Source organism: Streptomyces sp. NPDC104814, assembly GCF_055583185.1.
Genome location: NZ_JBVJOL010000006.1, coordinates 446,190 through 464,830 on the forward strand (window position 1 = coordinate 446,190; position 18,641 = coordinate 464,830).

The window sequence follows — 18,641 nt, forward strand, 5'->3', positions numbered from 1 at the left end:
GGCGGATTTCCCTCTGTCGTTCAGGTCACGTACCCATGCGGCGTCCAGCGCTCTAAAATTTGAGTTACTTAACGGTAATTAGCGTTGGTATCGCGTCAGTATCACAGCGTCTTTGGAGCGTGAGAGACCTTGGCCGGATCGGCTGACTTCGACCTGTACCGCCCGTCCGAGGAGCACGACATGCTCCGCGACGCCGTCCGCGCGCTGGCCGAGGCGAAGATCGCGCCGCACGCCGCCGCGGTGGACGAGGACGCCCGCTTCCCGCAGGAGGCGCACGACGCCCTGGTGGCGAACGACCTGCACGCGGTGCACGTACCCGAGAGCTACGGCGGCGCGGGCGCCGACGCCCTGGCGACGGTCATCGTGATCGAGGAGGTGGCCCGCGTCTGCGCGTCCTCCTCGCTGATCCCTGCCGTCAACAAGCTGGGCTCGCTGCCGGTGATCCTCTCCGGCTCCGAGGAGCTCAAGAAGAAGTACATGACCCCGCTCGCCAAGGGCGAGGGCATGTTCTCGTACTGCCTCTCCGAGCCCGACGCGGGTTCGGACGCGGCCGGCATGAAGACGCGCGCGGTCCGCGACGGCGACCACTGGATCCTCAACGGCGTCAAGCGCTGGATCACCAACGCGGGCGTGTCGGACTTCTACACGGTGATGGCGGTCACGGACCCCGCCAAGCGCTCCAAGGGCATCTCCGCGTTCGTCGTGGAGAAGTCCGACGAGGGCGTCTCCTTCGGCGCGCCGGAGAAGAAGCTCGGCATCAAGGGCTCCCCGACCCGCGAGGTCTACCTCGACAACGTCCGCATCCCCGCCGACCGCATGATCGGCGAGGAGGGCACGGGCTTCATGACGGCCATGAAGACCCTGGACCACACCCGCATCACCATCGCCGCGCAGGCCCTCGGCATCGCCCAGGGCGCGCTGGACTACGCCAAGGGCTACGTCCAGGAGCGCAAGCAGTTCGGCAAGCCGATCGCCGACTTCCAGGGCATCCAGTTCATGCTGGCCGACATGGCCATGAAGATCTCGGCCGCCCGCGCCCTGACCTACCAGGCCGCGGCCGCCTCCGAGCGCGGGGACGCGGACCTCACCTACCTGGGCGCCGCCGCCAAGTGCTTCGCCTCGGACATCGCGATGGAGGTCACCACCGACGCGGTCCAGCTCCTCGGCGGCTACGGCTACACCCGCGACTACCCGGTCGAGCGCATGATGCGCGACGCCAAGATCACCCAGATTTACGAGGGCACGAACCAGGTCCAGCGCATCGTCATGGCGAGGAACCTCCCGTAACACCGTTTCCGCAGGTCAGAGGCAGTTCCAAGGCTCCGGAGGAGCGCTCTCGGCTTTCTGCCCGTCGCGGCCCGATCAGGGCCGTCCATGGGCGTCATGCTGGGGGAATCCTGGGCAACTGGCGACTCGAAAACAGCCGCTGACCTGCCCAAACGAACACAGCCCCCGGCGAGTTGCCGGGGGCTGTTGTCCTGTGGGGTCAGGCGACCTCTGACGCGCCTGTGGGGTCGTCGGGGTCATCGGCGCCGGGCGTCAGCATGGTTGCGATGGCGGCTCGGCCGCGCTGCTCGGCGCCTTCGAAGATGTAGTGGTAGTGCTCCCTGAGCACGTCTGTGCTGCTGTGGCCCATCCAGTCCGCCACGTCGTTCTCAGGGACTCCGGCGTACAGCAGGCGGGAGCCGTAGTAGTGCCGGAGCGAGACCGGACCGTTCCACGGTCACCACGATGCCGGGCACGCGACCGGCCACGACGCGACCCGCACACGAAGAACGACCCGGCGCTGAAGGCACCCAGGGCCGCTCCTGATGCCGTCGGCAGGCCCTAGTCCTCGAAGCCCTCCGCCGCGCGCCTTTCCCGGAGGTCCATGATGGCTCGGCGGCGGGCCAGGCGGTGGGTGCGGCGGATCTGGGCCTCCTGGTAGCGGCGCTTGTCGCGTTCCGTCTCCGGGATCACCGGGGGGACCGAGCGCGGCTTGCCGTCGGCGTCGACCGCGGCGAAGACCAGATAGGCGGAGCCGACCTGGGTGGGCGGCGTGGACTCGTTCCAGCGTTCGGCCAGGACGCGGACGCCGACCTCCATCGAGGTCCGGCCCGTCCAGTTGACCTGGGCCTTCACATGCACCAGGTCCCCGACCCTGACCGGCTCCAGGAACGCCATCTCGTCCATCGACGCGGTGACCGCGGGCCCGCCCGAGTGGCGGCCGGCGACCGCGCCGGCGGCGTCGTCGACCAGCTTCATGATCACGCCGCCGTGCACCGTACCCAGCAGGTTGGTGTCGTTGTGGGTCATGATGTGGCTCAGCGTGGTGCGGGACGCCGACGTCGGCTTGCCCGGGATCTCCGGAGTGTCCGTATCTGCGGCGGGGGCCTGGTCTGTCATGCCGTCCACCTTATGCCGAGCTGACATCCGGTGGATTTGTGTCAGCTTCGCAACAGCGCTGACCTTATTTACCGACGGCCCTTGTAAGGCACACCGCCGGGCCCGGCACACTGGGGCCCATGAATGACTGGCCCGAGGGATGGTCCGACGACAACCGCGGCACCCGCTACGGACGCGGCAGCGCCGGCGCGACGCCGGAGAGCGCCCGCGTCATGCGGCAGGTCCGCCGGCCCGCTCCGGGCGCCCGGCCGGGCCCGGCCGGCCCGCAGTACGGCGCGGTGCCGCCGCAGCCGTCGTACGTCGACGGCGGCGAGGCCCCCGGCGGCTACGACGACGGGTACGACTCCGGCTACAACACCGGCCAGGTCTACGGCAGCCCCGGCGGCCACGGCCCCGCCGGACCGGCCGGCCGCGGACCGCGTCCCGCGCCGAACTGGCGCCGCCGGATCAAGTGGACGGCGATCACGCTCGCGACCGTGCTCGTGGTCACCGGCGTCGGCACGTACTTCTGGGCCGACTCCAAGCTGCGCCGCGAGGTCGACCTGTCCAAGGTCATCGACCGGCCGTCGTCCGGCGAGGGCACGAACTACCTGATCGTCGGTTCGGACAGCCGCGAGGGCATGTCCAAGGACGAGAAGAAGAAGCTGCACACCGGTTCCGCCGAGGGCAAGCGCACGGACTCGATGATGATCCTGCACGTCGGCAGCAACGGCGACACGCTGATCTCGCTGCCCCGTGACTCCGACGTGGAGATCCCGTCGTACAAGGGCTCGCAGTCCGGCAAGACCTACCCGGCCACCGGGCGGCGCACCAAACTCAACGCCGCCTACGCCGAGGACGGCCCCGAGCTGCTGGTGCGCACCGTCGAGTACAACACCGGCCTGCACATCGACCACTACGTGGAGATCGGCTTCGCCGGCTTCGCGAACATCGTCGACGCGGTGGGCGGTGTCGAGCTCACCATCGACAAGCCCTTCAAGGACAAGTACTCGGGCGCCGACTTCCAGGCCGGCAAGCAGACCCTCAACGGCGAGCAGGCCCTCGCCTTCGTCCGCACCCGGCACGCCTTCGCCGCGTCCGACCTGGAGCGCACGAAGAACCAGCAGAAGTTCCTCGCCGCGCTGGCCCACCAGGTGGCCACGCCCGGGACGATCATGAACCCGTTCAGGTTCTACCCGACGATGGGCGCCGGCCTGGACTCCCTGATCGTCGACAAGGACATGGGCCTGTACGACCTGGGCTCGATGTTCTTCGCGATGAAGGGCGTCAACGGCGGCGACGGCACCTCCATGAACATGCCGATCTCGGGCTCGCGCGGCGGCAACCTCGTCTGGGACAAGGCCAAGGTGAAGACCCTGGTCAACGAGCTGAACAACGACGAGAAGGTCACGGTCTCGGGTGGCTGACGCCCCCCGGAGGCCGGCGCCCTCCGCAACCTTCGACGCGGTGCTGTGCGACGTCGACAACGTCGTGCGGTTCTACGACCCCGCCCCGCTCGCCGCTCTGGAGCGGGCCGCGGGGATCGCCGAGGGCACCACCGCCAAGGTCGCCTTCGACCCCGAGGTGGTCCTGCCGCTGCTGCTCGGCCGGACCGGCGAGCAGGAGTGGGTGGAGTCCATCGCCCGGGGCCTCGCCGGGTTCGTCCCGCACGACACGGGCCGCGAGCTGGGCGCCGCCCTGCTGGCCTCGCCGTTTTACGCCGACGACACCGTCGTCGCGCTGCTGCGGCGGGCCCGGCGCCACGTCCCGCTGGTGCTGGTGAGCAACGCCACCCCGCGCCTGGAGGAGGACCTGGCCTCGCTCGGCCTCGCCGATCTCGCCGATCACGTCGTGAGCAGCGCCCGCGTCGGCCTCGTCAAGCCCGACCCGCGGATCCTGCGCCTCGCCGCCGACCGCGCCGGTGCCCGCCCCGAGCGGTGTCTCTTCGTCGACGACACCGCCGAGAACGTCGAGGCCGCCGCCGCGCTGGGCATGCGTACCGTGCACTTCCGCACGCCGGCCGACCTCGAACGGGCGCTGGCGCCACTGCCGTAGCGCCGCGGCGGCGGGGCACCCCGCGCGGGGCGCTCCGCCGACTGCTGGGGGCGGGGGTCACATCGTGGCGCCGGCCATCGCGCGGCACATCTCGCTGCAGCGGCGACAGGACTCCGCACAGCGCATCATCTGCGCGTCGTCCGGCATGCTCATACACGCCTCGGCGCACAGGTCGCACGCCCGGGCGCACATCGCGCACATCTCCGCCGACAGCGGCGAGCGCCGCATCATCATGTCGGCGCACATCCGGGTCATCTCCGAGCAGTCCATGAGCGCCCGCATGACCTGCATCTGGGCCTGCCCGCCCATCTGCAGGCAGGAGCTCATCGTCTCCTCGCACATGGTGTGGCAGGACATGCACGCCTCGACGCAGTCCTGCATCTCCTTGGTCATGGGGGTCGCGGCGGACTCGGTCATGGCTCCTCCTGGGGTGGTGCGAGGGGCCCTGGGGCGGGGCCCCGTAGTGCCCTTCCGTGGTACGCCTCACACCGCCCCCGCGTCCATCGGACGTCCCTACGACGAGATGCCGCGGCGGCGACGCCTCAGGCGCAGCCGACCTCGTTGCCCCGCACCACCGCGGCCTCCGCCTGCTCCGGCTGCTCGGCGCGCACGGTGCGGACCTGGCGGAAGTCGGTGCCGGCGATCACCTTCATCAGCGGGCCCCGGCCGGGCGCCGCGCGCAGTTCACTGCCGGGCAGCGCGGCCGCGAGCGACCGGGCGGAACGGTCCCAGCGGGGGTCGTACAGGATGACCGTGCGGCGCGCTGGGGGCGTGGTCGCGTTGCCGGCCGGGGCCGCGTTGCCGGGCGCGCCGGTGGTGCGGAAGCCGGCCGCCTTGAGGGCGGCGTCGACGCGGCGGCCGAGGCCGGACGTCGCGGTGCCGTTCTCCACCCGCACCTGGATCTGCTGCGGGGCGACCTCGACCTCCACCGGAGCCACGCCGCGGGGCCGCTGCGCGGCGAGCGGCTTGTCCTCGCGCAGCGCCTCGAACAGCTTCGCGGCCTTGGCGTCGTCCCACTTCAGCGTGGAGCCGATGCCCTTGACCTGGAAGCCCAGCTGCCCGACGGGGACCGTGGTGAACTCCGAGGACGACGGTGAGAAGGTGCGCATCGCGCGGCCGAGGTCCAGCAGCTCGTCCGCGCCGAACCCCTTGTCCGCCCGCACCGAGCCGAGCACCGCCCGGGTCACGTCGCGGAACTTCAGCGGGTTCAGCAGCACCCCGGAGGACGTCGCCCGGTCCACCAGTGCGGCCAGGAAGCGCTGCTGGCGCTTCATCCGGCCGAGGTCCGAGGCGCCGTCGATGTGCCGGGACCGCACGTACTGCAGGGCCTCGCCGCCGCTGAGGGTGTGCGTGCCGGCCGCCAGGTCGAGCCCGGTGTAGGAGTCCTTCAGCGGCTCGGCGGTGCAGATCGTCACCCCGCCGAGCTCGTCGACGGTCTTCATGAAACTGGTGAAGTCGACCTCGAGATAGTGGTCGATCTTCACATGGGTCATCTGCTCGACCGTGCGCACGGTCAGCTGCGGCCCGCCCTCGGCGTACGCCGCGTTCAGCTTGATCGGGTGGCCGTTGTGCCGCTCACCGGTGGTGGCGTCGGTGTGCTCGGGCGTCTCGGCGTAGGAGTCGCGGGGGAGGCTGACCACGCTGGCCCGGTCCCGGTCCGCCGAGATGTGCACGATCATGATGGTGTCGGTGCAGTGGCAGGGGGCGCCGCCGAGGTGGTACTTCCTGCGCTCCTCCGGCGTGATCTTGTCGCGTCCGTCGGTGCCGACCAGCAGGACGTTCATGCCGTGGCCCGCGCGGGGCCGGTTCTTCATGTCCTTGAAGGGGTCGACCCGTGCGATGTCCGCGTCCAGGCTGGAGATCACGGCGTGCCCGATCCCGGCGGAGGCGAGGACGACGACGGACAGCGTCGTCACCGCCCGCATGGCCCAGCGCGGCCTGCGGCGTCCGGCGGGCTGCCGGGGCCTGCGGGGCGGCTGCGGGCGGCGCTGGGGCCGGGACGGGGCGGGACGGGGCGGCGTGGACAAGGAGGACACCTCCGGACGAGGCCGTACGCGATCCGTGAGCACGGTAGGTCCATACGATCTGCAGCCCGGTGACCCGCTCACGCGGCGCGCAAAGGTGTCCCCCGTTCGCGGTAACGTGAGGACCGATGAACGCCAAGTCCGACGTGCAGCCCCCCGCCGTGTCCGTGATCATGCCCGTCCTCAACGAGGAACGGCATCTGCGCGGGGCCGTCCAAGCGATCCTCGCGCAGGAGTACGCCGGCGAGATGGAGGTCGTGATCGCCCTCGGTCCGTCCACGGACCGCACGGACGAGATCGCGGCCCGGCTCGTCGCCGAAGACCCCCGCGTGCACACCGTGCCGAACCCGACCGGCCGTACGCCCGCCGCCCTCAACGCGGCGATCAAGGCGTCCCGGCATCCGGTCGTGGTCCGCGTCGACGGGCACGGCATGCTCTCCCCGAACTACATCGCCACCGCCGTGCGTCTCCTTGAGGAGACCGGCGCGCAGAACGTCGGCGGCATCATGCACGCCGAGGGCGAGAACGACTGGGAGCACGCCGTCGCCGCCGCGATGACCTCGAAGATCGGCGTGGGCAACGCCGCCTTCCACACCGGAGGCGTGGCCGGCCCCGCCGAGACCGTCTATCTCGGGGTGTTCCGCCGCGAGGCGCTGGAGCAGCAGGGCGGCTACAACGAGGAGTTCATCCGCGCCCAGGACTGGGAGCTGAACTTCCGCATCCGCGAGGCGGGCGGCCTGATCTGGTTCTCGCCCGAGCTGCGGGTGGCCTACCGGCCGAGGCCCAGCGTGCGCGCGCTCGCCAAGCAGTACAAGGACTACGGCCGTTGGCGGCACGTCGTCGCCCGCTACCACGCCGGCTCCATCAACCTGCGCTACCTCGCCCCGCCGACGGCGGTGTGCGCCATCGCCGCCGGCCTCGTCGTCGGGGCCGCCCTGACGCCGTGGGGCTTCGTCGTCCCGGCCGGTTACCTCGCGGCGATCGCCGCCGGGTCGCTGCCGGCCGGCAAGGGGCTGCCGCTCAAGGCGCGGCTGCAGATCCCCGTCGCGCTGGCCACCATGCACATGTCGTGGGGCTGGGGCTTTCTGACCAGCCCCAAGTCGCTGGCCCGGCGGGTCATCGCCTCCCGCCGCCCGGCGGTGCTCGGCGCGGCGCGCACCGCCGAGCAGCCGCACGAGCCCGCCTGACCCGGCGGCCCGTCGGGAACCCGGCCTCTCACCAGGTGAAGGCCGGGTTCACGTGCATGCACTGGCTGTCGTCGGAGGCGTTCATCGCCTCCGCCGACTCCGGGGTCTTCCCGTCGTCCTTCGGCGCCTGGTACGCCGTCCCGGTGCGCCAGTCCGCCCCCACGACGAGGGTGATGCCGGAGACGTCGGTGGACTTCTGCACCGCGCTCGACGGCAGGCCCAGCACCTGCGCCACCCGGCGGGCGTCGCCCTCCAGATCGGCGCTCGGGTAGCGGACGAGGGTGGTCTCCTGCGACGTGGCCGCCGAGGTGTCCGCGAGGGCCCCGGTGAAGCCCTTGTCCTTCAGCAGCCGCGCCACCTCGGACGCCCGGCCGCGCGCCGGTCCGAGGTCGTCGGTGCGGGTGCCGTTCAGCACCTGCACGCCGATCTCGGCGTCCGGTGCCGCCGGGTCCGCCGCCGGCGCCGACGCGTCGGCCGCCGGGGCGGGCTTCTTTTCGTCCTTGCCGTCGAGGGCCACGTCGTCGCGGACCATGCGGAACAGCTTCGCCGCGTCCGGGGTGGGCTCCACCCGGGCGCCGACATAGCGGTTGGGCATCGTCGTCATGGTGATGCGGTCGGTGGGCACCTTCCGCAGCTCGACGGCCAGGTCGTACATCTTCTTGATGGTGCCCAGACCGTCGTCGACCGTGATCGCCTTCGTCGCCGCCTCGGCGAGGGCGCGCAGCGCGCCCGGGTTGCCGAGGGTGGCGTTCTGCCGCAGCTGACGCACCATCGCGTTCATGTACATGTGCTGCGCCTTGGCGCGGGCCAGGTCGCTGCCGTCCTCGAAGCCGTAGCGGGTGCGCAGCCACTGCAGGGCCTGCAGGCCCTTGACCGGGGTGGTGCCCTTGGGGAGCCTCAGGCCGGAGCCGTGGCCGTCCGGGGTGTGGGAGTAGACGTTGGCGTCCACGCACACCGGGACGCCGCCGACGGCGTCCGCCATCGACACCACACCCGAGAAGTCGATCATCATGAAGTGGTCGATGTGGATGTCGGTGAGCTTCTCCCAGGTCGCCACCGCACACCCCGGCCCGCCGCGGCCGAGGGAGGTGTTCGTCATCACCCGGCCGGTGGTGGCCTCGTAGACCGTGCCGGTCTTGGGGTCGGTGCACTTGGGCAGCTGCAGCAGCGTGTCGCGCGGCATGGAGACGACCGACATGTTGGAGCGGTCGGCGGAGAGGTGGACGAGCATCTGGACGTCCGCGAGCGGGACACCGCCGAAGGTCTCCTTCGCACCGCCCAGTTCCTGGTTCTCCTTGGTGTCCCGGGCGTCCGAGCCGATCAGCAGGATGTTCAGCGGTTTCTGCCCGGCCGCGTTCGCCGTCGGCACGCTCGCCCGGTCCTTGGCGTCGCCGAGGTTGAGGACGTCCTTCTTGATGTTGTCGTTCAGGTGCCGGTAGTAGAGGTAACCGGCGCCCGCCGTGGACAGCAGCACCAGCGCGAGCGTCGTCGCGGTCCAGCGCAGGACCCGCCGCCGGCGCGGGCGCACGGCGGCTGCGGACACGGGAGCGCCGCCCGCCGGTACGCCGTCTGCGGGTACGCCGTCGTCCAAGTCCGGTACGCCGTGGTCCGTTTCCCGTGTGCCGTCGTCCGGGTCCGGTCGCCGGCGCTCGCGTATGTCCGTGAGCGTGCCGTCCCCCCGCACGTGGTTCTGTGTCACTTCCCCGTCCTCCCCGCCCCTGGGCCGTGCACCCGACCGGCCCCCCTCGGCCGGTTACCGCGACATCATCGTGCAGTCGGGTAAGAGTTCCCTTTGTGTCACCGGCGTTCGCCGGGCCGCCGTCGACGCCGTGCGCTACCAGCGGTACGGCTTGTACACGTCCATGCAACGGCCGCTGTCGGCGCCGCTCAGCGCGTCCGCGTCGTCGGGCAGGTCCCCGGCCGCCGGCGGAGCCTGCACCGGATACGCCGTGCCGGTGCGCCAGTCCGCGCCGACGACGACGGTGACGCCGGACACGTCCGTGGACTTCTTCACCGCGCTCAGCGGGATTCCCAGAGCCTTGGCGACCTGCTGGGCGTCGCCCTCCAGATCGGCGCTCGGATAGCGGACCACGGTGGCGGACTCGGCGACCGGCGGCGCGGTGTCCTTCGCCGCCCGGGTGAAGCCCTTGTCCACGAGCGCCTGCGCGATCGTACCGGCCCGGCCCGGGACCGCCGCCTGGGCGTCGGAGCGGGTGCCGTTGCGCACGACGACCCCGATCTGCGCGTCCGGCGCGGCCGGATCGGCGGACGCCTTCTGCGGGGCGGCCGGCTTTCCGGCACCGCCCGGGGTGCCCTTCTTGTCGAAGGGCACGTCCTCGCGGATCATCCGCCAGACCTTCTCCGCCCGGTCCCCGGCCGGCAGCAGGTGCTCGGAGTTCTGCGAGTCCTGCACGGTCGGCAGCGTCGTCATGGTGATGCGGTCCGGCGGCACCGTCTTGAGCTGCATACCGAGGTCGTACAGCTTCTTGACCGTGCCGATCTCCTCCGACACCTGCAGCGACTTGGTCGCCGCCTCGGCCAGGTCCATCAGCCGGCCGGTGTCGGTGAAGACGTTCTGCCCCCGCAGCGTGCGGATCATCGAGTTCAGGTACATGTGCTGGGCGCGGGCGCGCAGCGGGTCGCTGCCCCAGGCGTGCCGGGTGCGCAGCCACTGCAGGGCCTGGACGCCCTTCACCTGGTGCCGGCCGGCCGTCAGCTTCAGCCCCGAGCCGCCCTTCTGGGCGGGCAGCGGCCGGTCCCACACGTTCTGGTTGACGCACACCTCGACGCCTCCGATGGCGTCCGCCATGCGCACCACACCGGCGAAGTCGATCATCATCCAGTGGTCGATGTAGACGCCGGTGAGGTTCTGCCAGGTGGCGAGCGTGCAGCCGGGACCGCCGCGGGCCAGCGACTCGTTGATGATCTTGTTCGTCGCCGGGAACTTCTCGCCGGTCTTCGGGTCGGTGCACTGGGGGATCGGGACGCGGGTGTCGCGCGGGATGCTCACCACCGACGCGCTCTCCCGGTCCGCGGAGAGGTGGATCAGCATCTGCACGTCACCCAGCGGCGGGTTGCCGCGGTTGTCCCGGCTGCCGCCGAGCGCGACGTTCGCGTCGGAGTTACGGCTGTCGGAGCCGATCAGCAGGATGTTCAGCGGAGTCTGCCCCGCGGCGTTCGGGTCGGCCTTGCGGGCCTTGGAGTCGCCGCTGTCGCGCTCACCGCTGCGGAGGTTGCCGTTGAGATGCTCGTAGTAGAGGTAACCGGCGCAGGCCGTGCCCAGTATCACCACCGCCAGCACGGTCGCCGACCAGCGCAGGACGCGCCGTCTGGGCCGTCTGCGCCCGGTGCCGTGGCCGCCGCCGGAGCCGCTCTCCGCGCTCCCGGCCCGCGGGGTCAGGGACATCGTGTCCTCGACCGCCGGCACCTCCCCCCTGACGCCGCTGCGCGCCACAGCTGCCCTCCCCACCCTCGTCGGTCGTCCAACGGGCCCGGTCACCCCGTCCGGTCAGTCGAACGGGCCTGCCGCCCGCCCTGTTAGACGTACGACAGGCCCGTTCGGTGGCCCTGCTGAGCTCAACTCGCGCACTGAACCTTGTCCGCCGTGGACTGGTTGTCCACCTCCGGCGCCTTCGCCGGTGCGGTCAGGGACACCCCGGCGCCCTTGAAGTCCTTGCCCAGGGTCAGGGTCATCGTGGGCAGACCCTGCGCGTTGGTGACGCTCCGGCCGGGCTTGAGCGCCGAGCCGGGCAGCCCCATCAGCGCGGCCAGCTTGCGTGCCTGGGCCGCCTGGTCGGGGGCGTACTCCAGGGTCGTCCTGTCCGCCGGGGCGGGCGCGTTGCCCGCGTTCTCCGACTTCAGCACGCCCTGGTCGTTCTGCAGCCAGTTCAGCGTCTCGGAGGCGGAGCCGGACTTGGCACCGCCGTTGAGGATGCGCACCCGCACCTCGTCCGCGGGCGCCTGCGTGCCCTGGAGGCGGGCGGCCTCGGCGTCCTTGGCGGCCTTCTCCTTCTCCTTCACCGCGGTGAAGGAGACGTCGCCCTTGATGGCGTCGAAGACCGCCGGCGCCTTGTTCGGGTCCGGGACCACCGTCGCGTGGACCTTCTTCTCGGCGGGATTGTCGATCACCGGCAGCGTCAGGAAGGTGATGTTCTTCGGCGGGACCTTCTTCAGCTCCAGGGCGACGTCCTTGAGGGTGGAGACGTCACCGATGCCTGTGTCCACGGTCAGCGCCTTGGTCGCCGCGTCCGCCAGCTTGTACAGCTTGCTCGGGTTGGTCAGCGTGTCGCTGGAGGACATCTTGCGGACCAGCGAGCCGAGGAACTGCTGCTGCACCTTGATGCGGTCGAGGTCGCCCATGTTGCCGAAGCTGTGCCGGGTGCGGACGAAGGCCAGCGCCTGCTCGCCCTCGATCTTGTGCTCGCCCGCGGACAGCTTCAGGTGCGACTTCGGGTCGTCGACGGCGTGCTTGAGGCACACGTCGACGCCGCCGACCGCACTCGACAGCGTCTTGACCGCGTTGAAGTCCGCCATCATGAAGTGGTCGACGTGGATACCGGTGACCGCCTGAACCGTGCGCATGGTGCAGCCGGGGTCGCGGCCGTCCTGCCCGAGGCTGGTGTTGAAGCGGACGTTGTCCGTGCCGCCGATGACCTTCTCGGAGCCGTCCTCCTGCTTGGTCGGGCAGTCCGGGACGTCGACGATCATGTCGCGCGGGATGCTCATCGCGGTCGCGTTGGAGCGGTCCTTGGCCACGTGCAGCAGGATGTTGGTGTCGGCGTGGCCGACGCTGCCCTTGTCGCCGTAGCCCTCGTTGCCGGCGCCGGTGCGCTTGTCCGTGCCGATGATCAGGATGTTGAAGGCCTCGTCCTTGCTGAAGCCCTTCGAACCGGCGTCACCGACGTCGGTGGTGCTGACATTGCCCTCGAGGTGCTTGATGAAGAGATAGCCCGCGGTGCCGACGGCGACCAGCACGAACGCCATCGTGCCGCCGGTCCACATCAGCGCCTTCTTCGCCTTGGACTTCTTCGCCGGGCGCCGTCCGCGCCGGCCCGGCGCCTGCACCGGCTCCGGAGCGCCGCGCCGCCGGCGGGGTGACGGGACGTCACCTTCCGGCGTCTCGCGCCCCGGCGCCGACGGCGCGCGGGTACGGGAGCGCGCCGCGGTGTCCGGTGCCGCGGCGCGCGCTGCGTCGGATGCCGGGGCGCCGCCCGCGCGGCCCCCCTGCGCGGAGCGGGGTCTGCGGGGTGAGGGAACTCCCGACTGCGGCGCGACCGTCGACTGCGGTGCGGAAGGGGTCAGTCGCAGTTCGTATTCGCCGGTGCTCGGATTGAGCACCCACTGGTCTGCGGGATCGATGTTCTCCGCCCGCCCACGGCCTTGCGCGTCCACGGTTGCTCGAATCCTCCGTCGGGGCCACGCCGCGCCTTCCCCCTTCAGGCGCTTCGGTCTCGGTCTCACAGTGCACGACCTGCACGGCCCCAGAGACGGACCTCGTGGTGGGGGTGCACCGGATCGCTCACCCTATCCGTACCGTTCGACATCGGGCGACGGCGGTGACATATTCCACTTCCCTACAAGCGGGCAATTGCCTCATTTCCTGGAACGGAAGTTCGCCGTTCTTGGCGATGGCTTTACTCGCAGGTGTCGTGGGCGGCGGTGGTTCCGCGGAATGTGGGCTCGGGGGACGCGGGGCCGGTGGGGGAGCCGGACGCCTCACCGTCACGCATCCCGTACCCCGTGTAGCGGGAGGAGGAACCGGAGGGGGAGTTCGCGGCGACTTTTACCGGCTTGTCTGCGCGCAGAAGGCCGAACAGTCTTTCCGCTTCCGGTTCCACCAGTTGGTCGCGATTGGCGTCGTAGACGTACGACTCCCGTGGAACGGTCAAAAATTGGACGCGTTCGGTGGGGATGTCACGCAGTCCGCGCACGAGTTGGTACAAATCGCGCAGACTCGCCAGGCCCGGGTCGGTGGTGAGCGAGGACGTTGCCGCGTCCAGTACGGGATAGAGCTTCACCGGATTCAGCAGGACGCCGTTGCTGCGCACCTTGTTGACGAGCGCCGCGAGGAATCGTTGCTGCCGGCCCATGCGGTCGGTGTCGCTGCCGTCGCCGAGGGACTTGCGGGCGCGGACGTAGCCGAGGGCCTGCTCACCGTTCAGGGTGACGCGGCCGGCGGGCAGGTTCAGGCCCGCCGCGGTGTCGTGGATGGGCTGCGTCAGGCAGATCCCGACGCCGTCGACGGCGTCCACCATGTCCTTGAAGCCGCTGAAGTCGACGACGGCGTGGTGGTCGACGCGGATGCCGGTCAGCTTCTCGACCGTGCGGATGGTGCAGGCGGAACCGCCGGTTTCGAAGGCGTGGTTGAACATCGCGAACATCGGTTCGCTGCGGGTGCCGTTGCGGCGAAGGCAGGCGGGGATGTCCACCATGAGGTCGCGGGGGAGGGAGACGGCGGTGGCGCTGTGCCTTCCGGTGGCTGTGGTGGCTCCGGTGGCTCCGGTGGCTCCGGTGGCTCCGGTGGCTCCGGTGGCTCCGGTGGAGAGGTGCAGGAGGATCGTGGTGTCGGAGCGCTCGGTGCCGGAGTCGTGGCCGTACCGGTCGTTGCCGGCGCCGGCCCGGGAGTCGGAGCCGATGAGGAGGATGTTCTGCGCGTCCTTGGCCAGAGCGGTGGGGCGCTCCTTGTCGTACCGGGCGAGTTCGCGTGCCGCGGCCTCGTCGGCGGTGATGTTGCCGTCGAGCTTCGCGTAGAGGACGGCGGCGGTGACGGCTGCCGCGAGGAGGGCGGCGGTGAGCCCTACGCCGGTGCGCAGGACCCAGCGGCGACGGGCGGTACGCGTCACGGTGGTGCCACCCCCCTCGGGTCGTCGCTCTTGCCTACGACGATGCCGTGGGTGGGGCGGCGGGGGCGGGGGGTGGTGGGCCGAACGGGTGAGTGCCGTCTGCGGGTCGCGTCGTGGTTGCTCGCGCAGTTCCCCGCGCCCCTTTTTGTGCCTGCGGCGGCCCGTCACCGTCCGGTGGCCGGTTGCGGTCCTCGCCTACGGCCGGTTTCTGAGTCGGGGCCGGGGCGGGGGGTGTCCGTCCTCGGTCCGGCCACCCGTTTCCGACGAGGGGTGCCGTTGGTCGGTGCCGGCCGCTGCGGGCGGACACCCCCCACCCCGTCCCCTCCCCGCCGCGGGCGGGCGCACCGACGCGGTGGCGCGCGCAGCGGCGGCCGCCCTATCGCCGGAGCTGCGGGCAGTCGTGCCGCTGGGGCGGCACGGGTGGGCGCTGGGGGTCCCCCCTGCTCGAAGAGCTTGGGGGAGGCACCCCGCCGGCGCCGGCGAGCGTCCCCACCCCCGGCCAGCCCAGACGCCGTGCACCGGAGAACGCCGGGCGCGCAGCCCACGCCGAGGTCGGCCAGCGCGCCGGTGCTGAGACGTGCTGGGCGCGCAGGGGTCACTGCAAGGCCGCCGGGGGCTCACCGGGCCGTGGACGTGACCCGTTCGCTCTCGATGCGCTTCGCCAGCGCCTCCTCCCCGAGAAGGGAAAGGTTCCGGCACAGCACGACCGAGCCGCCCGAGGCCAGTGGGGCGTACAGGCCCGCGCTCAGGCCCTCCCACGTGTCGTACGGCAGCCCGGACAGCAGCCGCGACCCCGGCCCGGTCAGCCCCAGGCCCGCCGCGTCGCCGACCGCCCGCTCCACGATCTCCGCGCCCGTCAGCTCCGCCCCGGCCACGATCAGCGCCGGCTCCTCCGGGTCCACCGGCGCGTACGGCACGAAGCGGTCGCCGAAGGTCGGCACGTCGACGGCGTAGTCGGCGTAGCCCTCCGGAGGGGCCGGGACGAAGCGCCGGCCCAGCGGGGCGAGCGACAGGGCGAGGCGGTCGCCGCGACAGGCCAGCCCCCGCTCGAACTCCCCCGGCCCCGCCACGACGAAGTCCGCCCGCGCCGGGTCGCCGTCGACGTCCGCGACGACTCCGACCGAGGCGCACGCGAGCAGCCAGACCGCCGTCTGCCAGTGGGCGGGCAGGAGGAGGGCGACCCGGTCGCCGGGCTCGGCGGACCACCCGTCCTGGAGCAGGTTCGCGGTCTTGGCCACCCAATTGGCGAAGGTGGCCACGGACAATTCGACACGTTCACCCGTGGCGTCGTCGTAGAAGGTCACCAGCGGGCGCGCGGCATCCGCGGCGAGCGCGGAACTCAGCAGGTCGGCAGGGGTGCGATCGGTGGCGTTCACCCGCATCAGCGTACGCGCGCCGACTCTCGCGCATCGATCGCCGTCCCGGTCCCGAGGCGTGCCGTACGCCACCGGTTTGGCGCAACGGCAGCCGACGGCCCGTCAATTCCCCGATGGACAGATATGTCTGACTATGTCCAGGATCATTGGCATGCGTGGATTGCTTGCTTCTTTGATCGGCGTCACTTGCGCGGCCGCACTGGCACTTCCGCTGACCCCGCCCGCCGCGGCGGCCCCGGCACCGGCCGGGGCTCCCGCGGCCGCCGGGATCCCCGGCAGTACCGCGTCGCTGCCCCTCGTCCCGCTCGGCAGTGACCGGGCCCCCGGCTCCGCCCTGCAGGGCGTGCCCCGCCGCGACACCGGGCACTTCTCCCTCGTCGGCGTCGTCTGGGACGACCCGGACGCCGTACTGAACGGCCGTGTGCAGGTGCGCACCCGCGCCTCCGGCACCCACACCTGGTCCGATTGGCAGGACCTCGACACGCACAACGCCGACCACGGCGCCGACCCCGGCACCACCGAACGCAGCTCCGGCCATGTCCACGGCGCCACCGCCCCGCTGTGGGTGGGCGACTCCGACGGCGTCGAGGTCCGCGTGCGCGCGGAGACCGTCTCCAGCAGCCATGTCGAGGAGACCGGACGGGGCGTCAGGAACGTCACCGTCGCCTCCTCCCCGCTGCCCGCCGGCATGCGTCTGGACCTGGTCGACCCCGGCCGCGACACCGCCCCCCACCGGCACGCCCCCGTCACCGCCCCGCGCCCCGGTGCCCTGGACGAACCGGAGGAGGAGAGCGAGGACACCACCGAGGTGGCCGAGGTCGTCGACGCCAACGCCGGCCTGACCGGAGTGGCCCCCGGCGCCGCCGAGATCCCGGCCCTCGACCGCGCCGGCACCGAGCAGGAGATGACCACGCTGCGCGGTGCCGAGATGAGCCAGCAGGAGCGTGCGAAGCCCTACATCGGACCGCGCCCGCGGATCGTGACCCGGGCCGGCTGGGGCGCGGACGAGAAGCTGCGCGAGAAGGGCTTCGTGTACACGAAGTCGGTCAAGGCGGCCTTCGTGCACCACACGGCCACCGGCAACAACTACACCTGCGCCCAGGCCCCGTCGGTCATCCGCGGTATCTACCGCTACCACGTCAAGAGCATGGGCTGGCGGGACATCGGCTACAACTTCCTCGTCGACAAGTGCGGAAACATCTACGAGGGCCGGGCCGGCGGCGTGGCGAAGGCGGTGCTCGGCGCCCACACCCTCGGCTTCAACTCCAACAGCATGGGCGTCGCCGTCATCGGCACCTTCAGCTCCAGCAAGCCCTCGACCGCCGCGGTCACCGCCATCGCCCGGCTGACGGCCTGGAAGCTCGGTCTGTACGGGATGAACCCGACCGCCAAGACATACCTGAAGTCCGGCGGTGGCAACCTCTACGCCAAGGGCAAGAACGTACGACTGAACGTGATCTCCGGTCACCGCGACGGCTTCGCCACCGACTGCCCGGGCAAACAGCTCTACGGCAAGCTCGGCGCGGCCCGCTCCAAGGCGGCGGGCTACCAGGGGCGCTGAGGCCGGGACATACACTGGCCGGTCGAAAGACAGTTCGGCCGGTCCCGGCAGGAAGCAGAGACGACAGGTGACAGAAGCGATCCTTCTGGTCGGCGGCAAGGGAACCCGGCTGCGCCCGCTCACGGTCAACACGCCCAAGCCCATGGTGCCGGCGGCGGGCGTGCCGTTCCTCACGCATCAGCTGGCGCGTGCCAGAGCGGCGGGCGTGGAGCACATCGTCCTCGCCACGTCGTATCTGGCCGAGGTGTTCGAGCCGTACTTCGGTGACGGCTCGTCGCTCGGATTGCACCTGGAGTACGTCACGGAGGAGGAGCCCCTCGGCACGGGCGGCGCGATCCGCAACGTGGCCGCGCGGCTCCACTCCGGCCCCGAGGATCCCGTTCTGATCTTCAACGGCGACATCCTGACCGGTCTGGACATCCGGGCCCTGGTCCGCACCCACGAGACGACCGGCGCGGACGTCTCCCTGCACCTGACGAAGGTCTCCGACCCACGCGCCTACGGTCTCGTCCCGACGGACGGGACCGGCAGGGTGCTGGCCTTCCTGGAGAAGCCGCAGACGCCGGAGGAGATCGTCACCGACCAGATCAACGCCGGTGCGTACGTCTTCCGGCGCTCGGTCATCGACACGATCCCGGCGGGCCGGCCGGTGTCGGTGGAGCGCGAGACGTTCCCCGGCCTGCTGGCGGCCGGCGCGCACCTGCAGGGCATGGTGGACTCCACGTACTGGCTCGACCTCGGCACCCCGGCCGCGTTCGTGCGCGGCTCGGCCGACCTGGTGCTGGGCCGCGCCCCGTCCCCGGCCGTCCCGGGCCGCTGTGGCGACCGTCTCGTCCTTCCCACCGCCACCGTCGCGCCCGACGCGAAGCTCACCGGCGGCACGGTGATCGGCGAGGGCGCGTACATCGCGGAGGGTGCCCGGATCTACGGCAGCGCGATCCTGCCGGGCGCCGTCGTCGAACCGGGCGCGGTCATCACCGACTCCCTCGTCGGCACGAGGGCTCGCGTGGGCTCACGTACGGTGCTGACGGGCACGGTGATCGGCGACGGCGCGACCGTCGGCCCCGACAACGAACTCCGCGAGGGCGTACGGGTGTGGTGCGACGCCCACATCCCAGCGGCGGCGCTCCGCTTCTCCTCGTACCAGTAACAGCTGCGTGTTGCCTGGGGCGCCGGGCCCGATGTCGTCTGCGGGTGTGTGGCCGGCTGCTCGCGCAGTTCCCCGCGCCCCT

Annotated in this window: 15 protein-coding genes; 6 read left to right on the forward strand and 9 right to left on the reverse strand. The window is 71.4% G+C overall.

The features are described from left to right. The first annotated feature begins 129 nt into the window (after nt 1-129). Nucleotides 130-1,287, forward strand: a complete 1,158-nt coding sequence (locus ACZ64A_RS22685; protein WP_469812537.1) for an acyl-CoA dehydrogenase — start codon at nt 130-132, stop codon at nt 1,285-1,287. A 199-nt stretch (nt 1,288-1,486) separates the two neighbouring features. On the opposite strand, the gene ACZ64A_RS22690 is transcribed toward ACZ64A_RS22685, so the two are convergent. Together ACZ64A_RS22690 and ACZ64A_RS22695 are read right to left on the reverse strand one after the other, a co-directional pair. Next, a complete protein-coding gene (locus ACZ64A_RS22690) occupies nt 1,487-1,648 on the reverse strand; it encodes a hypothetical protein (RefSeq protein ID WP_469812538.1) in 162 nt (53 codons plus the stop codon). A gap of 179 nt (nt 1,649-1,827) precedes the next feature. Beyond that, entirely contained in the window at nt 1,828-2,385 is a 558-nt protein-coding gene (locus ACZ64A_RS22695; protein WP_469812539.1) for an acyl-CoA thioesterase, read from the reverse strand. A 119-nt stretch (nt 2,386-2,504) separates the two neighbouring features. Here ACZ64A_RS22695 and ACZ64A_RS22700 point away from each other — a divergent pair, with 119 nt between their 5' ends. Together ACZ64A_RS22700 and ACZ64A_RS22705 are read left to right on the forward strand one after the other, a co-directional pair. Continuing rightward, complete coding sequence (locus tag ACZ64A_RS22700) at nt 2,505-3,791, forward strand: LCP family protein (RefSeq protein ID WP_469812541.1); 1,287 nt, start codon at nt 2,505-2,507, stop codon at nt 3,789-3,791. Then, a complete protein-coding gene (locus tag ACZ64A_RS22705) occupies nt 3,784-4,419 on the forward strand; it encodes an HAD-IA family hydrolase (RefSeq protein WP_469812542.1) in 636 nt (211 codons plus the stop codon). Before ACZ64A_RS22700 ends, ACZ64A_RS22705 begins: the two co-directional genes overlap by 8 nt. Before the next feature lie 57 nt (nt 4,420-4,476). Here ACZ64A_RS22705 and ACZ64A_RS22710 read toward each other — a convergent pair whose 3' ends face one another. Beyond that, on the reverse strand, nt 4,477-4,836 hold the full coding sequence (locus ACZ64A_RS22710) for a four-helix bundle copper-binding protein (protein WP_469812544.1): 360 nt from the start codon (nt 4,834-4,836) through the stop codon (nt 4,477-4,479). A 125-nt stretch (nt 4,837-4,961) separates the two neighbouring features. Continuing rightward, nucleotides 4,962-6,446 (reverse strand): LCP family protein, encoded by a 1,485-nt coding sequence (locus tag ACZ64A_RS22715; protein WP_469812545.1) that lies wholly within the window; start codon nt 6,444-6,446, stop codon nt 4,962-4,964. Nucleotides 6,447-6,571: 125 nt separating this feature from the next. On the opposite strand from ACZ64A_RS22715, the gene ACZ64A_RS22720 reads away from it, so the two are divergent. Further along, nucleotides 6,572-7,630: a glycosyltransferase family 2 protein gene (locus tag ACZ64A_RS22720; protein WP_469812546.1), complete on the forward strand. Its 1,059-nt coding sequence runs from the start codon at nt 6,572-6,574 to the stop codon at nt 7,628-7,630. Nucleotides 7,631-7,658: 28 nt separating this feature from the next. On the opposite strand, the gene ACZ64A_RS22725 is transcribed toward ACZ64A_RS22720, so the two are convergent. The 5 genes from ACZ64A_RS22725 to ACZ64A_RS22745 all read right to left on the reverse strand — a co-directional run bounded on the left by ACZ64A_RS22725 (nt 7,659) and on the right by ACZ64A_RS22745 (nt 15,848). Continuing rightward, entirely contained in the window at nt 7,659-9,329 is a 1,671-nt protein-coding gene (locus tag ACZ64A_RS22725) for an LCP family protein (RefSeq protein ID WP_469812548.1), read from the reverse strand. 135 nt (nt 9,330-9,464) lie between these two features. Then, nucleotides 9,465-11,036 (reverse strand): LCP family protein, encoded by a 1,572-nt coding sequence (locus tag ACZ64A_RS22730; protein WP_469812604.1) that lies wholly within the window; start codon nt 11,034-11,036, stop codon nt 9,465-9,467. A 170-nt stretch (nt 11,037-11,206) separates the two neighbouring features. Then, a complete protein-coding gene (locus ACZ64A_RS22735; protein WP_469812550.1) occupies nt 11,207-13,021 on the reverse strand; it encodes an LCP family protein in 1,815 nt (604 codons plus the stop codon). 242 nt (nt 13,022-13,263) lie between these two features. Then, a complete protein-coding gene (locus ACZ64A_RS22740; RefSeq protein ID WP_469812552.1) occupies nt 13,264-14,472 on the reverse strand; it encodes an LCP family protein in 1,209 nt (402 codons plus the stop codon). Between the two features lie 617 nt (nt 14,473-15,089). Then, nucleotides 15,090-15,848 (reverse strand): TIGR03089 family protein, encoded by a 759-nt coding sequence (locus ACZ64A_RS22745; RefSeq protein ID WP_469812553.1) that lies wholly within the window; start codon nt 15,846-15,848, stop codon nt 15,090-15,092. A 151-nt stretch (nt 15,849-15,999) separates the two neighbouring features. On the opposite strand from ACZ64A_RS22745, the gene ACZ64A_RS22750 reads away from it, so the two are divergent. Both ACZ64A_RS22750 and manB read left to right on the forward strand, forming a co-directional pair. Further along, the gene (locus tag ACZ64A_RS22750) at nt 16,000-17,409 is read left to right on the forward strand and encodes a peptidoglycan recognition protein family protein (protein ID WP_469812554.1); all 1,410 of its coding nucleotides are present in this window, start codon (nt 16,000-16,002) and stop codon (nt 17,407-17,409) included. A 67-nt stretch (nt 17,410-17,476) separates the two neighbouring features. Then, entirely contained in the window at nt 17,477-18,559 is a 1,083-nt protein-coding gene (manB, locus tag ACZ64A_RS22755; RefSeq protein WP_469812556.1) for a mannose-1-phosphate guanylyltransferase, read from the forward strand. Nucleotides 18,560-18,641: the final 82 nt, after the last annotated feature.

Coding starts and splice junctions, on each gene's coding strand:
- ACZ64A_RS22750 (WP_469812554.1), top strand. CDS start 16,000: ATGCGTGGATTGCTTGCTTCTTTGATCGGCGTCACTTGCGCGGCCGCA.
- ACZ64A_RS22710 (WP_469812544.1), bottom strand. CDS start 4,836: ATGACCGAGTCCGCCGCGACCCCCATGACCAAGGAGATGCAGGACTGC.
- ACZ64A_RS22720 (WP_469812546.1), top strand. CDS start 6,572: ATGAACGCCAAGTCCGACGTGCAGCCCCCCGCCGTGTCCGTGATCATG.
- ACZ64A_RS22700 (WP_469812541.1), top strand. CDS start 2,505: ATGAATGACTGGCCCGAGGGATGGTCCGACGACAACCGCGGCACCCGC.
- ACZ64A_RS22730 (WP_469812604.1), bottom strand. CDS start 11,036: ATGTCCCTGACCCCGCGGGCCGGGAGCGCGGAGAGCGGCTCCGGCGGC.
- ACZ64A_RS22695 (WP_469812539.1), bottom strand. CDS start 2,385: ATGACAGACCAGGCCCCCGCCGCAGATACGGACACTCCGGAGATCCCG.